The organism is Psychrosphaera haliotis (assembly GCF_009728465.1).
Lineage (GTDB): Bacteria > Pseudomonadota > Gammaproteobacteria > Enterobacterales > Alteromonadaceae > Psychrosphaera > Psychrosphaera haliotis.
Genome location: NZ_WOCD01000005.1, coordinates 560,394 through 576,518, shown reverse-complemented (window position 1 = coordinate 576,518; position 16,125 = coordinate 560,394). Strand labels below are relative to the sequence as shown.

General features: G+C 41.8%; 11 protein-coding genes and 5 tRNA genes. All 16 read left to right on the top strand.

From position 1 onward, the window contains the following. Nucleotides 1-58 precede the first annotated feature (58 nt). The 16 genes from GNP35_RS13300 (at nt 59) to rpoC (ending at nt 16,076) form a co-directional block, all read left to right on the top strand. Nucleotides 59-134: transfer RNA gene (locus GNP35_RS13300), tRNA-Thr, on the top strand. Nucleotides 135-150: 16 nt separating this feature from the next. Continuing rightward, nucleotides 151-235: transfer RNA gene (locus GNP35_RS13295), tRNA-Tyr, on the top strand. An 82-nt stretch (nt 236-317) separates the two neighbouring features. Continuing rightward, nucleotides 318-391: transfer RNA gene (locus GNP35_RS13290), tRNA-Gly, on the top strand. 10 nt (nt 392-401) lie between these two features. Beyond that, a tRNA-Thr gene (locus tag GNP35_RS13285) sits at nt 402-477 on the top strand. Nucleotides 478-562: 85 nt separating this feature from the next. Then, nucleotides 563-1,747 (top strand): elongation factor Tu, encoded by a 1,185-nt coding sequence (tuf, locus tag GNP35_RS13280; protein WP_155696579.1) that lies wholly within the window; start codon nt 563-565, stop codon nt 1,745-1,747. Nucleotides 1,748-1,989: 242 nt separating this feature from the next. Then, a complete protein-coding gene (locus GNP35_RS16400) occupies nt 1,990-2,766 on the top strand; it encodes an amidohydrolase (RefSeq protein WP_330997820.1) in 777 nt (258 codons plus the stop codon). Next, nucleotides 2,726-3,652 carry an amidohydrolase gene (locus tag GNP35_RS16395; protein WP_330997819.1) on the top strand — a complete coding sequence of 309 codons (927 nt, stop codon included), beginning with the start codon at nt 2,726-2,728 and terminating at the stop codon, nt 3,650-3,652. The genes GNP35_RS16400 and GNP35_RS16395 overlap by 41 nt, the downstream gene beginning before the upstream one ends. A 151-nt stretch (nt 3,653-3,803) precedes the next feature. After that, nucleotides 3,804-3,880: transfer RNA gene (locus GNP35_RS13270), tRNA-Trp, on the top strand. Between the two features lie 84 nt (nt 3,881-3,964). Further along, on the top strand, nt 3,965-4,342 hold the full coding sequence (gene secE, locus GNP35_RS13265) for a preprotein translocase subunit SecE (protein WP_155696604.1): 378 nt from the start codon (nt 3,965-3,967) through the stop codon (nt 4,340-4,342). Between the two features lie 3 nt (nt 4,343-4,345). Further along, the gene (gene nusG, locus GNP35_RS13260; RefSeq protein WP_155696602.1) at nt 4,346-4,969 is read left to right on the top strand and encodes a transcription termination/antitermination protein NusG; all 624 of its coding nucleotides are present in this window, start codon (nt 4,346-4,348) and stop codon (nt 4,967-4,969) included. 178 nt (nt 4,970-5,147) lie between these two features. Then, entirely contained in the window at nt 5,148-5,576 is a 429-nt protein-coding gene (gene rplK, locus GNP35_RS13255) for a 50S ribosomal protein L11 (RefSeq protein ID WP_155696600.1), read from the top strand. Nucleotides 5,577-5,579: 3 nt separating this feature from the next. Beyond that, nucleotides 5,580-6,281, top strand: a complete 702-nt coding sequence (gene rplA, locus GNP35_RS13250; protein WP_155696598.1) for a 50S ribosomal protein L1 — start codon at nt 5,580-5,582, stop codon at nt 6,279-6,281. 217 nt (nt 6,282-6,498) lie between these two features. Then, nucleotides 6,499-6,987, top strand: a complete 489-nt coding sequence (rplJ, locus tag GNP35_RS13245; protein WP_155696596.1) for a 50S ribosomal protein L10 — start codon at nt 6,499-6,501, stop codon at nt 6,985-6,987. Nucleotides 6,988-7,078: 91 nt separating this feature from the next. Next, nucleotides 7,079-7,441, top strand: coding sequence for a 50S ribosomal protein L7/L12 (gene rplL / locus GNP35_RS13240; RefSeq protein WP_155696595.1), 363 nt, complete (start codon nt 7,079-7,081; stop codon nt 7,439-7,441). Between the two features lie 355 nt (nt 7,442-7,796). After that, nucleotides 7,797-11,825, top strand: coding sequence for a DNA-directed RNA polymerase subunit beta (rpoB, locus tag GNP35_RS13235; protein WP_155696593.1), 4,029 nt, complete (start codon nt 7,797-7,799; stop codon nt 11,823-11,825). Between the two features lie 96 nt (nt 11,826-11,921). Continuing rightward, nucleotides 11,922-16,076, top strand: coding sequence for a DNA-directed RNA polymerase subunit beta' (rpoC, locus tag GNP35_RS13230; protein ID WP_330997818.1), 4,155 nt, complete (start codon nt 11,922-11,924; stop codon nt 16,074-16,076). Nucleotides 16,077-16,125 lie beyond the last annotated feature (49 nt).

Below are 16,125 nucleotides of genomic sequence, written 5' to 3'. Positions count from 1 at the left end.
GTTTTTAGGCTTGCACAATCAAACCTCATGCCATAGAATTCGCACCACTTGATGCAGTGCCGGCTTAGCTCAGTTGGTAGAGCAACTGACTTGTAATCAGTAGGTCGCCAGTTCGATTCCGGCAGCCGGCACCATCAAATAAAAAAGTGTGGAGGGGTTCCCGAGTGGCCAAAGGGATCAGACTGTAAATCTGACGGTTCTACCTTCGGTGGTTCGAATCCACCTCCCTCCACCATCTAATTCTCTTATTAAGGTTTAACCTTGATATTTAAGGTCGGCTCGCGACCTTTTGTGCTTTGTGCGGGAAATTGAACAAAGCGGACGTCGTATAATGGTATTACTCTAGCCTTCCAAGCTAATAACGCGGGTTCGATTCCCGCCGTCCGCTCCAATTATTTTTTGCTGATATAGCTCAGTTGGTAGAGCGCACCCTTGGTAAGGGTGAGGTCGGCAGTTCAAATCTGCCTATCAGCACCATATCTATAATTCCCTGCCCAAACTTTTTAAATTTAGAAACCACGCGTATTGCGTATTATTTTAATAAACTCAAGTAGGTCTGAAAATGGCAAGAGAAAAGTTTGAACGTACTAAACCGCACGTTAACGTTGGTACAATTGGTCACGTTGACCACGGTAAAACTACATTAACAGCTGCAATCTCTGCAGTTCTTTCTAAAACTTACGGTGGTGAGTCTCGCGATTTCGCACAAATCGATAATGCTCCAGAAGAGCGTGAGCGTGGTATTACAATCAATACTTCTCACATCGAGTACGATACTCCAACTCGTCACTACGCACACGTAGATTGTCCAGGACACGCCGATTATGTTAAAAACATGATCACTGGTGCTGCTCAAATGGACGGCGCGATCTTAGTTGTTGCTGCAACTGACGGCCCTATGCCTCAGACTCGTGAGCACATCCTACTTTCACGTCAGGTTGGTGTACCTTTCATCATCGTATTCATGAACAAATGTGACATGGTTGATGACGAAGAGTTACTAGAATTAGTAGAGATGGAAGTTCGTGAACTTCTTTCAGAATACGAATTCCCAGGTGACGACCTTCCACTAATCGCTGGTTCAGCTCTTAAAGCTCTTGAAGGCGAAGCAGAGTGGGAAGCGAAGATCATCGAACTAGCTGAAGCACTAGATACTTACATTCCAGAGCCAGAGCGTGACATCGATAAGCCATTCATCATGCCTATCGAAGACGTATTCTCAATTTCTGGTCGTGGTACAGTTGTAACAGGTCGTGTTGAGCAAGGTATCGTTAACACTGGTGACTCAGTAGAGATCGTTGGTATTAAAGACACAGTAACTACTACTTGTACTGGTGTTGAAATGTTCCGTAAATTGCTTGACGAAGGTCGTGCAGGTGAGAACATTGGTGCACTATTACGTGGTACTAAGCGTGAAGACGTAGAACGTGGTCAAGTATTAGCGAAGCCTGGTTCAATCCAGCCTCACACTAAATTTGAATCAGAAGTTTACGTACTTTCTAAAGAAGAAGGCGGACGTCACACTCCATTCTTCAAAGGTTACCGTCCACAGTTCTACTTCCGTACAACTGACGTAACTGGTGCTGTTGAGCTTCCAGAAGGCGTAGAAATGGTAATGCCTGGTGATAACATCAAGATGGTTGTTGAGCTAATCGCACCTATCGCGATGGACGAAGGTCTACGTTTCGCGATCCGTGAAGGCGGTCGTACAGTTGGTGCTGGTGTTGTAGCAACAGTAATCGCTTAATTCTGCTGAGTTAGGAAGTTAGCTTTTGGGTTAACGGAATAACAAAGTAGATGAAGAAAAGCCCCGGTTTCGTAAGAGCTGGGGCTTTTTTGTTTTTAAAATTTAGTTCTTAATAGGTCCAATATTTCCTATAGACTTAATAAAAGGTTTAATTCATCCAAATTATTCAGGCACCTATCTTAAAATAGTTACAGTGGCACTAGAGCGTGATAGGTTATTAAAAAATATTTTTAGGATAGAAAATGAAAAAAATATTACTACTCACGCTAGCAGTATTGAGTTTTCAAACGTTAGCGGAAATCACCATTATAAAAAATGTGTCGGGTTATACATTTACGAATGAGCGAAACTTGGTCACTTTTAGTGCATTAGCGTTTGAAGATGGACGAGTCTTAAAAGTAGGTGATAAATTATTACCTTCACAATATCCAAACGCTAAAGTAGTAGATGGAAAGGGCAAAGTAATGTTGCCGGGTTTAGTAGATGGTCATGGTCACCTTCTTGGTCTAGGCTTCAATTTATTAAATGTTGACGTCAGAGACATTATCAGCGCGCGCGAAACAGCTAAAAAGGTTGCGGATTATGCCGCTAAAAATCCAAATATAAATTGGATAAAAGGCAGAGGTTGGAACCAAGAGGTTTGGGCTTCTAATGAATACCCTACGGCAAAACAACTAGACGAATACATAGCCGATCGTCCAGTTTATTTAAGTCGGGTTGATGGCCATGCAGCTTGGTTAAATACTAAAGCGCTAGAGTTGGCCGGAATTACAAAAGACACTATCTCTCCGCCAGGTGGTGAGATACTAAAAGATGAAAATGGAAACCCGACGGGTGTATTAATCGACAATGCTGAAACATTAGTCATGAATAAAATACCAAACCCGACTAAAGGTGAAATGACGGCTGCATTAAACAAAGCCACAAAACATCTACTGTCTTTAGGCATAACAAGTATGCACGATGCGGGAATTGACCATGAAACCTATCACTTATACAAAGAAACACGCAGCATCTGAAAAACTAGCCGTTCGAATTTATGCAATGTTATCTGCAACTGACCCAAAACTCTCAGAGATGTTAAAACATGGTTATGTATCGGATAAAAATGATTTCTTGTCTATCCGTAGCGTAAAAATATATGGTGACGGAGCATTAGGTAGCCGTGGAGCTGCTCTATTAAAGCCTTATCATGATGATGCAGATAACGTGGGTTTACTTGTAACGTCAAAAGAAAAGTTAACACCGCTATTTGATGAGATTCTAAATCATAGATTTCAAATCAATATTCATGCGATCGGTGATAGAGCAAATAAGATTGCACTAGATGAGTTTAAACGAGTTTTCAAAAGTCCAGAGTCAGTGTTATACAGTGGTAAAGAATTAAGACACAGAGTTGAGCACGCGCAAGTTGTTCAGCCTTCTGATATACCAAGATTTAAGCAACTTAATATTTTACCTTCTATGCAACCAACGCACGCAACCTCTGATAAAGACATGGCACCAAAACGAATTGGTAATGAGCGCCTAAAAGGGGCATATGCTTGGCAGCAATTTTTGAAGCAAGGAAGTCGCGTCATTGCGGGCTCAGACTTTCCTGTAGAGCTAGCAAATCCATTTTTAGGTCTTCATGCGGCTGTTACGCGTCAGGATAGAAAAAACCAGCCAGAAGGTGGATGGATTCCATCTGAGTCAATGTCTACAGCAGAGGCATTTAGAGCTTTTACTATTGATGCAGCCTTTGGTGCCCATCAAGATAAGGTTTTAGGTGGTCTTCAAGCTGGTAAATATGCAGACTTTATCCTCGTTGATGAAGACATTTTTACCATCAACCCTGAAAACCTTTGGAAAGTTAAAGTATTGGAAACTTGGGTGGCTGGTAAACAAGTATATAAGCGTCTATAAATTAGATGTGAATAATAGTTTTTAATTGCGTCATTAACCTAGTTAAGTATAATGGCGCTCCCCACTTTTATGATTCCCTTAAAAATTAAGATTTCACAAAAGTGGTGTAACTGTCTGTTGATTGATTAATAGACATAAATGGTGTTGTTGCAGGGGCGTAGTTCCAATTGGTAGAACAGCGGTCTCCAAAACCGATGGCTGGGGGTTCGAGTCCCTCCGCCCCTGCCAAACCTCAAAGAACAGTATTAAATATTAGTATTGTCCTTTGGGGTTTATAACAATTTTCACAAATGTAGTAATTAAGGTGTTTCGATGAGTGCCAATGTTGAACAGTCAAACAAAGGACTGGATTTAGTTAAATGGGTAATCGCAATTGCATTATTAGCAGGCGCGGTTGTAGCAAACAACATGTTCGATCAAGAATCTGTACTGATTCGCGCAATTGGTGTTGTTGCGGCTGTAGTAGTTGCTGGCTTCTTTGCAGCGACGACTGAAAAAGGTCGTACATTTATTGGCTTCTCTAAAGAATCTAATAAAGAAATTCGCAAAGTGATTTGGCCATCTCGTCAAGAAGCGACGCAAACTACATTAATTATTTTTGCCGCTACTGCAGTTATCGCGATTATTCTATATTTCTTAGATATGTTTTTACGCTGGGCAGTAGCTCTACTTACAGGTATAGGATTTTAATATATGTCTGAATCAGAATTAAACACCGAACAAAATGTTGAGCAAGAAGTTGAACAGAATGTAGAACAACCAACTGAACAAGCTTCTGAAAACAAGCTTCGTTGGTATGTTGTTCAAGCTTACTCAGGTTATGAAGGGCGTGTATCTAAAGCACTAGAAGAGCATATCAAAGTAAACGCAATGGAAGATTACTTTGGTCGCATCTTAGTTCCAACTGAAGAAGTTGTTGAAATGCGTGCTGGTCAGAAACGTCGTTCAGAGCGTAAATTCTTCCCTGGCTATGTTCTAGTAGAAATTGCTATGAACGAAGATGCTTGGCATTTAGTTAAAAACACGCCTCGCGTATTAGGTTTCATTGGTGGTACATCAGATCGCCCAGCTCCTATTTCTAATCGTGAAGCGGATGCTATCTTAAATCGTCTAGAAGAAAACATTAACAAACCTAAGCCTAAAACATTGTTTGAACCAGGTGAAGTTGTTCGTGTTACAGACGGTCCATTTGCTGACTTTAACGGTGTTGTTGAAGAAGTGGATTATGAGAAGAGCCGAGTTAAAGTATCTGTACTTATCTTTGGTCGTTCTACTCCAGTCGAACTTGAGTTTGGTCAGGTAGAAAAAGATAAATAATCGAAGTTAATTTCGAATTACAGTCTTGAAAAGGGTCGCGATTGTCTATATAATGCGCGACCCTTTTGTATGTGTCTTAAGCAAACGTTTTAGACGGTATAAAAATTTTAAAACGGGAAGCCGATAAGTAAGAAACCTCGTTCTTACTAGGCGATGACCCATTAATGAGGAAGCTAAAATGGCTAAAAAAGTTGAAGCCCTAATCAAGTTGCAAGTAGCAGCTGGTATGGCAAACCCAAGTCCTCCGGTTGGTCCTGCTCTAGGTCAACACGGTGTGAACATCATGGAATTCTGTAAAGCGTTTAACGCGAAAACAGGCGAAATGGAAAAAGGTGCTCCGGTTCCTGTTGTTATTTCTGTTTATAGTGATCGTTCGTTTACATTCGATACTAAAACTCCACCTGCATCTTACTTACTTAAGAAAGCAGCTGGTATCAAATCTGGATCTGGTCGTCCAAACACTGAAAAAGTGGGTACGGTAACACGTGCACAGTTGGAAGAAATCGTAAAGACTAAAGAACCAGACCTAACTGCAGCCGATATGGATGCAGCAGTACGCACTATTGCCGGCTCAGCTCGTGCAATGGGCTTGAATGTAGAGGGTTAATCAATGGCTAAATTAACAAAACGCGCACGTTTAATTCGTGACAAAGTTGATGCAACTCGTGAATACGGCATCGAAGAAGCGGTAACTCTACTTAAAGAATTAGCGACTGCTAAATTCACAGAGAGCTTTGACGTTGCTATTAACCTTGGCATCGATGCTCGTAAATCTGACCAAAACGTTCGTGGTGCAACTGTACTACCAAACGGTACTGGTAAAGACGTACGCGTAGCAGTATTTACACAAGGCGCTAACGCTGAAGCAGCTAAAGCAGCTGGTGCAGATATCGTTGGTATGGAAGATCTTGCTGAGCAAGTTAAAGCTGGCGAAATGAACTTCGACGTTGTTGTTGCATCTCCTGATGCGATGCGTGTTGTTGGTCAACTAGGTCAGATCTTAGGTCCACGTGGCCTTATGCCTAACCCGAAAGTTGGAACAGTTACTCCAGACGTAGCAACAGCAGTTAAAAATGCTAAAGCTGGTCAGGTTCGTTATAGAAACGATAAAAACGGTATTGTTCACGCATCTATCGGTAAAGTTGATTTTGACGCAGCTGCGATCAAAACTAACTTAGAAGCTTTATTAGACGCTATCGTAAAAGCAAAACCTGCTTCTGCGAAAGGTACTTTTGTTAAGAAAGTTAGTCTTTCTACTACAATGGGTGCTGGCGTTTCGATTGAACAAGGTTCAATCAAAGCTGAAAAGTAAAACAGTATTCGGGTTGAGACGCTTTTAAAGCGTCTTCATCCAAGACCGTAGGTGTTAGCGTAATAAAGTTTTACTTAATTACAAAAACTTAATTTCCTACGCAGATGGTGCAAACCCCAGAAGATTATACTTCTGGCTTTCACCGGAGCCGTTCAAGACTTGTCTTGAACATAATGAAAACGGTTAACCCCGTTTCCACTAACCAGGAGAAAAGCTAATGGCATTAAATCTTGATGGCAAAAAAGCAGTAGTTGCTGAAGTCCAAGAAGCAGCCAAAGACGCTCTGTCTGCAGTAGTAGCAGACGCTCGTGGTGTATCTGTAACTGCAATCACTGCACTTCGTAAAGAAGCGCGTGAGAATGGCGTATGGATGAAGGTTGTTCGCAACACTTTAGCCAAGCGCGCAGTTGAAGGTACTGACTTCGAAGTCTTAAATGATTCGTTTACAGGTCCAACTTTAATCGCATTTTCTAAAGAGCACCCAGGTGCTGGCGCACGTCTTTTCAAAGACTTCGCTAAGAAAAACGAAAAGTTTGAACTTAAAACTGCATCATTTGAAGGCAGCGTAGTAGATGTTGAAGTTCTTGCTTCACTACCTACATACGACGAAGCGATCGCACGTTTAATGAGTGTTATGAAAGAAGCTTCTGCAGGCAAACTAGTGAAGACACTAGCTGCAGTAAAAGAAGCGAAAGAAGCTGCATAATATTACTGAGCTACGTGCTCGTAATTATCCAGTTTTTAGGTGAAAGTTATTACAAGCGAGTTTATCGCTTAAACAAGTTAGGAATTATAAAATGTCTGTAACTCAAGAACAAATCTTAGACGCAGTTGCTGAAATGTCAGTAATGCAAGTAGTTGAACTAGTTGAAGCTATGGAAGAAAAATTTGGTGTAACTGCAGCTGCTGCTGTTGTTGCTGCTGGTCCAGCTGAAGCTGCTGAAGAGAAAACTGAATTTGACGTTATTCTTACTGCTGCTGGTGCAAACAAAGTTGCATCAATCAAAGCTGTACGTGGCGCGACTGGCCTTGGTCTTAAAGAAGCTAAGACTATGGTTGAATCTGCTCCAATCGCTGTTAAAGAAGCGGTATCTAAAGGTGAAGCTGAAGAACTTAAAGCTACACTTGAAGAAGCAGGCGCATCTGTTGAAATTAAATAATCTGACGTTTGTTAGATTGTTTGCCTAAATTTTAGGCAAAGGCTGGTGATAAAATATCACCGGCCTTTTTGCGCTATATCTGTGTAAAAACTTTTATAGTGCACAAAATGATGGTAAAACTTTTTTATACCACCATTTGTATTTAAGAATTACATGCACTTAGGCAAATTAGTTGTTATAAAATTTGCTCTAAATAGCAAACCAACTTGGGGCAGATTTGCCTCAGTAAATGCCAAAAGGCGTGTAATGATTTAATACTGAAGCGGGTTATAGCAAAATTTTGCTGTTAAAAGGTAGTCTGTTCCTTAATTGAGACAGGCTTATAGGGTCAAAAATCAGCAAGCTGAGGAACCACATGGCTTACTCTTATTCTGAAAAGAAACGAATTCGTAAGGATTTTGGCAAACGCGAACACGTTTTGGACATGCCTTATCTTCTACAAGTTCAGCTTGAATCATACAATAAGTTTATTGAAGCGGACGTAGACGGTAATAATGGCATCGAAGCGGCTTTCCGTTCTGTTTTCCCTATTAAGAGCTATTCAGGTAGCGCCGAATTACAATTTGTTAGCTATCGCGTTGGAGAACCTGTCTTCGACGTGAAAGAATGTCAAATTCGTGGCGTTACATATGCAGCACCATTACGTGTGAAACTGCGTTTAGTTCTAATGGACAAAGAAGCTGCTCCTGGTACTGTTAAAGATATCAAAGAGCAAGAAGTTTATATGGGTGAAATGCCGTTAATGACAGACAACGGTACTTTTGTCATAAACGGAACTGAGCGAGTAATCGTATCTCAGTTGCACCGTTCACCAGGTGTATTCTTCGATCACGACAAAGGTAAAACTCACTCATCAGGTAAAGTTTTATATAATGCCCGCGTAATTCCTTACCGTGGCTCTTGGTTAGACTTTGAATTCGACCCTAAAGATAATTTATTCGTTCGTATAGATCGTCGCAGAAAATTACCTGCTTCAATCATGTTACGCGCGTTAGAGTATTCTACAGAAGAGATCTTAGACTTATTCTTCGACCGCATCGCTATAGAAATTAAAGGCGATAAGATCTTAATGGAATTGCAACCGTCTCGCCTTCGTGGTGAAACTGCTGCGTTCGATTTTAAAGATGCTGACGGTGAAATCATCGTTGAAACTGGTCGTCGTATTACTGCTCGTCATATCCGTTCAATGGAAAAAGCGGGTATTAATCAAATCGAAGTTCCTCACGAGTACATCATTGATAAAGTAATCGCTAAAGATTACATCGATGCATCTACAGGTGAGCTAGTTGCGAATGCCAATGACCTAATTAGCCTAGAATTACTAGCTAAAATGGCAGAAGCAGGACACAAGTCTTTCGAAATTATTTACACGAATGAATTAGATCACGGTTCATATATCTCAGACACATTACGTATCGATAGTTCAACTAACCGCCTTGAAGCGTTAATTGAAATCTACCGTATGATGCGTCCGGGCGAGCCACCGACTAAAGATTCAGCGGAAGCTTTATTTGACAACCTATTCTTCTCTTTAGAGCGTTATGACTTATCCTCTGTAGGTAGAATGAAGTTTAACCGTCGAGTTAGTCGTGAAGACCTAACTGGTGAAGGTACATTAAGCAAAACAGACATCACTGACGTTATGAAAGTGCTAATTAGCATTCGTGACGGTAAAGGTGACGTGGACGATATTGACCACTTAGGTAACCGTCGTATCCGTTCTGTTGGCGAAATGGCTGAAAACCAATTCCGTGTTGGTCTAGTTCGTGTTGAGCGTGCTGTTAAAGAGCGCCTAAGTTTAGGTGACCTTGATAACACTACTCCACAAGACTTAATTAACGCTAAGCCGATTTCTGCAGCAATCAAAGAATTCTTTGGTTCAAGTCAGTTATCTCAGTTCATGGACCAAAACAACCCGCTATCAGAAGTGACGCACAAACGTCGTATCTCTGCATTAGGCCCAGGTGGTTTGACTCGTGAACGTGCAGGCTTCGAAGTTCGAGACGTTCACCCGACTCACTATGGTCGTGTTTGTCCAATCGAAACTCCGGAAGGTCCAAACATCGGTCTAATTAACTCATTATCAGTATACGCTCGCGTAAACTCTTATGGTTTCTTAGAAACGCCTTACCGCCGTGTAGTTGATGGCCAAGTAACTGGTGAAATCGATTATCTTTCTGCTATTGAAGAAGATAAATTCGTAATCGCACAGGCATCAGCGGAAATGGACGCGGAAGGTCGACTAGTTAACGAACTAGTTCCTTGTCGATTCAAAAATGAATTTACAATTACGTCTATTGACCAAGTTCAATATATGGACGTAGCGCCTCAACAGGTTGTATCTGTAGCTGCCAGCTTAATCCCGTTCCTAGAACACGATGATGCTAACCGTGCCCTAATGGGTGCGAACATGCAACGTCAGGCCGTTCCTACTTTACGTGCTGATAAGCCGTTAGTTGGTACTGGTGTGGAAGCGGTTGTAGCGAAAGATTCAGGTGTAACAGTTGTTGCTAAACGTGGCGGCGTAGTTGATTACGCTGATGCATCTCGCATCGTTGTTAAAGTTAATGAAAGTGAATGTTTACCTGGCGAAGCTGGTATCGACATTTACAACTTAACTAAATACACACGTTCTAACCAAAATACATGTATTAACCAAACGACAACAGTTAGCTCAGGCGAACCTGTTCAACGTGGCGACGTGTTAGCTGACGGTCCTTCAACAGACTTAGGTGAATTGGCTCTTGGCCAAAACATGCGCGTAGCGTTCATGCCTTGGAATGGTTATAACTTCGAAGACTCGATCTTAGTATCTGAGCGCGTTGTTCAAGAAGATCGTTTAACTACGATCCACATCCAAGAGCTAAGCTGTGTTGCTCGTGACACTAAGTTAGGTCCTGAAGAAATTACTTCTGATATTCCAAATGTTGGCGAATCAGCATTAGGTAAATTAGATGACTCAGGTATCGTATACATTGGTGCAGAAGTTAAGGGTGGCGACATCCTAGTAGGTAAAGTTACACCTAAAGGTGAAACTCAGCTTACTCCTGAGGAAAAACTTCTACGAGCTATCTTTGGTGAAAAAGCGTCTGACGTTAAAGACAGTTCTTTACGTGTTCCAAACTCAGTGTCTGGTACCGTAATCGACGTTCAAGTATTTACACGTGACGGCGTAGAAAAAGATAAGCGCGCGCTAGACATTGAAGAAATGCAACTAGCTCAAGCGAAAAAAGACTTAAACGAAGAATTCCGTATTCTTGAAAACAACACGTATGCAAGAACTCGTGAGCTTCTAATCTCTGGTGGATTAGATGCAGACACAGTTGCTTCAATTGCTGGTGATAAATTGTTCCAACAGAGCCTATCTGATGAAGGTAAGCAAGCTGAATTAGAACAACTTGCAGCAAGCTATGAAGAGCTTCGTGGCGAATATGACAAAAAGTACGAAGTTAAGCGTCGTAAGATCACTCAAGGTGATGACTTAGCGCCTGGCGTACTGAAAATCGTTAAAGTTTATTTAGCTGTTAAACGTCGTATACAACCTGGTGATAAAATGGCCGGTCGTCACGGTAACAAAGGTGTAATCTCTACCATTGTTCCTGTTGAAGATATGCCACATGATGAGTTCGGTACTCCTGTAGATATCGTACTTAACCCGCTAGGTGTACCATCTCGTATGAACATCGGTCAGATCCTTGAGACCCATTTAGGTATGGCGGCTCGTGGACTTGGTGAAAAACTAGACCGTATGATCAAAGAGCAAAAAGAACTTGCGGAAATCCGTGATTTCTTAGGAAAGGTTTATGCTTCTGGTACATCACGTCAAGAAGTTGATATTGATAGCTTCTCTGATGATGAAGTACGTCGCCTTGCTCAAAACCTACGTGCTGGTGTTCCAATTGCGACACCTGTATTTGACGGTGCAGCTGAAGAAGAAATTAAAGACTTATTTGAACTAGCTGATATGCCTCGCAGTGGTCAATTTACCCTGTTTGATGGTCGTACTGGTAACTCATTTGAGCGTAAAGTAACTGTTGGTTACATGTACATGTTGAAACTTAACCACTTGGTTGATGACAAGATGCACGCGCGTTCAACTGGCTCTTACAGCCTAGTTACACAGCAACCACTTGGTGGTAAAGCTCAGTTCGGTGGTCAGCGTTTCGGAGAGATGGAAGTATGGGCACTAGAAGCTTACGGTGCTGCTTACACGCTTCAAGAAATGCTTACAGTTAAATCTGATGACGTTAATGGCCGTACTAAGATGTATAAAAACATCGTAGACGGTGATCATCGTATGGAACCTGCGATTCCAGAATCGTTCAACGTATTGTTGAAAGAGATTCGCTCGCTAGGTCTAAACATCGAGCTGGAAGAAGAATAAGCCTAGTCGGGAAACCGATTGGTTCTTTAAATTGAGTGGTGGGGCGTAGCGTATACATTCTACGCCCTAATGTTTCACTCCTTCAGGAGAACAAAAGTGAAAGACTTACTTAAGTTTTTGAAACAACAAAATAAAAGCGAAGAGTTTGATTCAATTCGAATCGGCTTAGCGTCTCCAGACGTAGTTCGCTCATGGTCTTTTGGTGAAGTTAAAAAGCCAGAAACCATTAACTATCGTACGTTCAAGCCTGAGCGTGATGGTTTATTCTGTGCGCGTATTTTCGGCCCAGTTAAAGACTACGAGTGTTTGTGTGGTAAGTACAAACGTCTTAAGCACCGTGGTGTTATCTGTGAAAAATGTGGTGTTGAAGTTACCCTAACTAAAGTACGTCGTGAGCGTATGGGTCACATCGAATTGGCTAGCCCAGTTGCACACATTTGGTTCTTGAAATCATTACCGTCTCGTATCGGCCTTATGCTTGATATGACGTTACGTGATATTGAACGTGTTCTTTATTTTGAATCATATGCGGTTACTGAACCTGGCATGACTACCCTTGAAAAAGGTCAAATGTTGTCAGAAGAAGAATACCTAGATTCTTTAGAAGAGCATGGCGATGAATTTGAAGCGAAAATGGGTGCTGAAGCCGTTTTTGATCTTCTTAAAGACATCGACATCAATCAGCAATATGCAGAAATGAAAGAAGAATTACCAACGGTAACTTCTGAAACTAAGCGTAAAAAGCTGACTAAACGTCTTAAATTAATGGAAGCATTCTGTAATTCAGGCAACCGTCCAGAGTGGATGGTAATGACTGTACTTCCAGTTCTTCCACCAGATCTTCGTCCTCTAGTACCACTAGATGGCGGTCGTTTTGCGACTTCAGATCTGAACGACTTATACCGTCGTGTAATTAACCGTAATAACCGTCTTAAGCGTCTATTAGACCTTGCTGCGCCTGACATTATCGTACGTAACGAAAAGCGTATGTTACAGGAAGCCGTTGATGCGCTATTAGATAACGGTCGTCGTGGTCGTGCAATTACCGGTTCTAACAAGCGTCCTCTTAAATCTTTAGCTGACATGATTAAAGGTAAGCAAGGTCGTTTCCGTCAGAACTTACTTGGTAAGCGTGTTGACTACTCTGGTCGTTCTGTAATTACCGTTGGTCCTACACTGAAACTTCATCAGTGTGGTCTACCTAAGAAAATGGCACTTGAATTATTCAAGCCGTTTATCTACGGAAAATTAGAACTTCGTGGCATGGCTACAACTATTAAAGCCGCGAAGAAAATGGTTGAACGTGAAGCAGCTGAAGTTTGGGATATCTTAGATGAAGTTATCCGTGAACATCCAGTTATGCTTAACCGTGCACCTACTCTTCACAGACTTGGTATTCAAGCATTTGAACCAGTTCTAATTGAAGGTAAAGCTATCCAATTGCACCCATTAGTTTGTGCGGCTTATAACGCCGACTTCGATGGTGACCAAATGGCGGTACACGTACCATTAACACTAGAAGCTCAGTTAGAAGCTCGTGCGTTAATGATGTCAACTAACAACATCCTATCTCCAGCGAATGGTGAGCCAATCATCGTTCCTTCACAGGACGTTGTATTAGGTATCTACTACATGACTCGTGACCGCGTAAATGCACGTGGCGAAGGTCAAGTATTTAAAGATACTAAAGAAGCTGAAAAAGCATACAGAAGTGGTGTTGCTGACTTACATGCGCGCGTAAAAGTTCGTATTAAAGAAGTAACTATTGCTGAAGATGGTACTCGTACTTCACAATTAGTGATTAAAGAGACAACAGTGGGTCGTGCAATTTTATCTATGATTGCACCTGAAGGTTTCCCATTTGATTTGATGAACCAAGCAATTGGTAAAAAGCAAATCTCAATGTTGATCAACGAGTGTTACCGTCGTCTTGGTATTAAAGACACAGTAATGTTTGCAGACCAAATCATGTACACAGGTTTCCATTACGCAATGTTAGCGGGTAACTCTATCGGTATCGACGATATGGTTATTCCACAAGCGAAATACGACCTAATTGAAGATGCTCAAGCTGAAGTTGCTGAGATTCAAGACCAGTTCCAACAAGGTCTAGTAACAGCGGGTGAGAAGTACAACAAAGTTATCGATATTTGGTCAACGGCCAACGAAAAAGTATCGAAAGCGATGATGGACAACTTATCTACTGAAGCTGTTATCAACGCAAACGGCGAAGAAGAAATTCAACCTTCGTTTAACAGCGTATTTATGATGGCAGACTCTGGTGCTCGTGGTAGTGCCGCTCAGATTCGTCAGCTAGCTGGTATGCGTGGTCTAATGGCTAAGCCAGATGGCTCAATCATCGAAACACCAATCACAGCGAACTTCCGTGAAGGTCTGAACGTACTACAGTACTTCATCTCTACTCACGGTGCGCGTAAAGGTCTAGCCGATACGGCACTTAAAACAGCTAACTCGGGTTACCTAACTCGTCGTCTAGTTGATGTTGGCCAAGATTTGGTAATCAACGAACATGATTGTGGTACCACTGAAGGTCTAACAATGAAGCCTCTTATTGAAGGCGGTGACGTTGTTGAACCATTACGTGAACGTGTACTAGGTCGTGTAACATTATCTGACGTTACTGCTCCTAACTCTGAAGAAGTGTTAGTAGAAGCTGGCGTTATGTTAGACGAAAAACTGTGTGACCTTCTTGAAGAACATTCAGTTGATGAAGTTGAAGTACGTTCAATTATCACTTGTGATAATGACTTTGGTGTTTGTGCAGCGTGTTACGGTCGTGACCTAGCTCGTGGTCACTTAATCAACCAAGGTGAAGCCGTTGGTGTTATTGCAGCACAATCAATCGGTGAGCCAGGTACACAGCTTACGATGCGTACGTTCCATATCGGTGGTGCGGCATCAAGAAATACAGCAGCAAACAGTGTTCAAGTTAAGAATGACGGTACTATTCGTCTTCATAACGCTAAACACGTTACAAACGCAGATGGTAAGTTAGTTATTACTTCTCGTTCAGCTGAAGTTACTATCATTGACGACCACGGTCGTGAGCGTGAGCGTTATAAACTGCCTTATGGTGCAGTGATGACAATCGCTGATGGTGCTGAAGTTAAAGGTAACGATACTGTTGCTAACTGGGACCCGCATTCGCATCCAATCATTGTAGAACGTCCTGCTAAAGTTCAGTTCTCAGACGTTGAAGAAGCGAATACCGAAGTTCAAACTGATGAACTTACTGGTCTTACACGTACAGTTGTTAAAGATTTATCTCTTGCAAATGCAAAAGAGCCTAAGTTAATTATTGACTCTGGTGATTCTGGTATGCAGGAAATTCGTCTACCTTCATTTACTACAATCGAAGCTAAAGATGGCTCAAACGTAGTTCCAGGTGACGTATTAGCACGTATCCCTCAAGAAGGTTCAAAAACTCGTGATATCACGGGTGGTCTACCTCGAGTAGCCGACCTATTTGAAGCTCGTAAGCCTAAAGAGCCTGCTATCCTCGCTGAAATCAGCGGTTCAGTAAGCTTTGGTAAAGAGACTAAAGGTAAGAAACGTTTAGTTATTACTCCTGTAGAGGGTGATGCACACGAAGAGATGATTCCTAAGTGGCGTCAACTTAACGTGTTCGAAGGTGAATCTGTTGAACGTGGTGAAGTTATCGCCGACGGTCCAGAGTCTCCACATGACATCTTACGTTTACGTGGCATTACTGCTTTCTCTAACTACATCGTTAATGAAGTACAGGAAGTTTACCGACTGCAAGGCGTTAAAATTAACGACAAGCACATCGAAGCTATCTGTCGTCAGATGTTACGTAAAGCAATTATCACTGATGCAGGTCAGTCTGAATTCCTAATTGGAGAGCAGGTTGAAGTATCTAAAGTGAAAATCGCTAACCGTAAGTTAGCTGCTGAAGGTAAAGACTTAGTTAAGTTCACTCGTGACTTACTAGGTATTACTAAAGCATCTCTTGCAACTGAGTCATTCATCTCAGCCGCTTCGTTCCAAGAAACTACCCGTGTTCTTACAGAAGCAGCCGTGAGTGGTAAACGTGATGATTTACGTGGTCTTAAAGAAAACGTAATCGTTGGTCGTTTGATTCCAGCTGGTACAGGTTTCAGCTACCATCAAGAAAAGGCCGCAGCTGCAGCCGCTTTTGATGAAGTAGAAGAAACTGTTTCTATGGAAGATGCAGAGCAAGCCTTAACGGACGCGTTAAACGCTGAATAACGAATAATTAATTCGTATCAAAAAACCCGCTTAATTGCGGGTTTTTTAT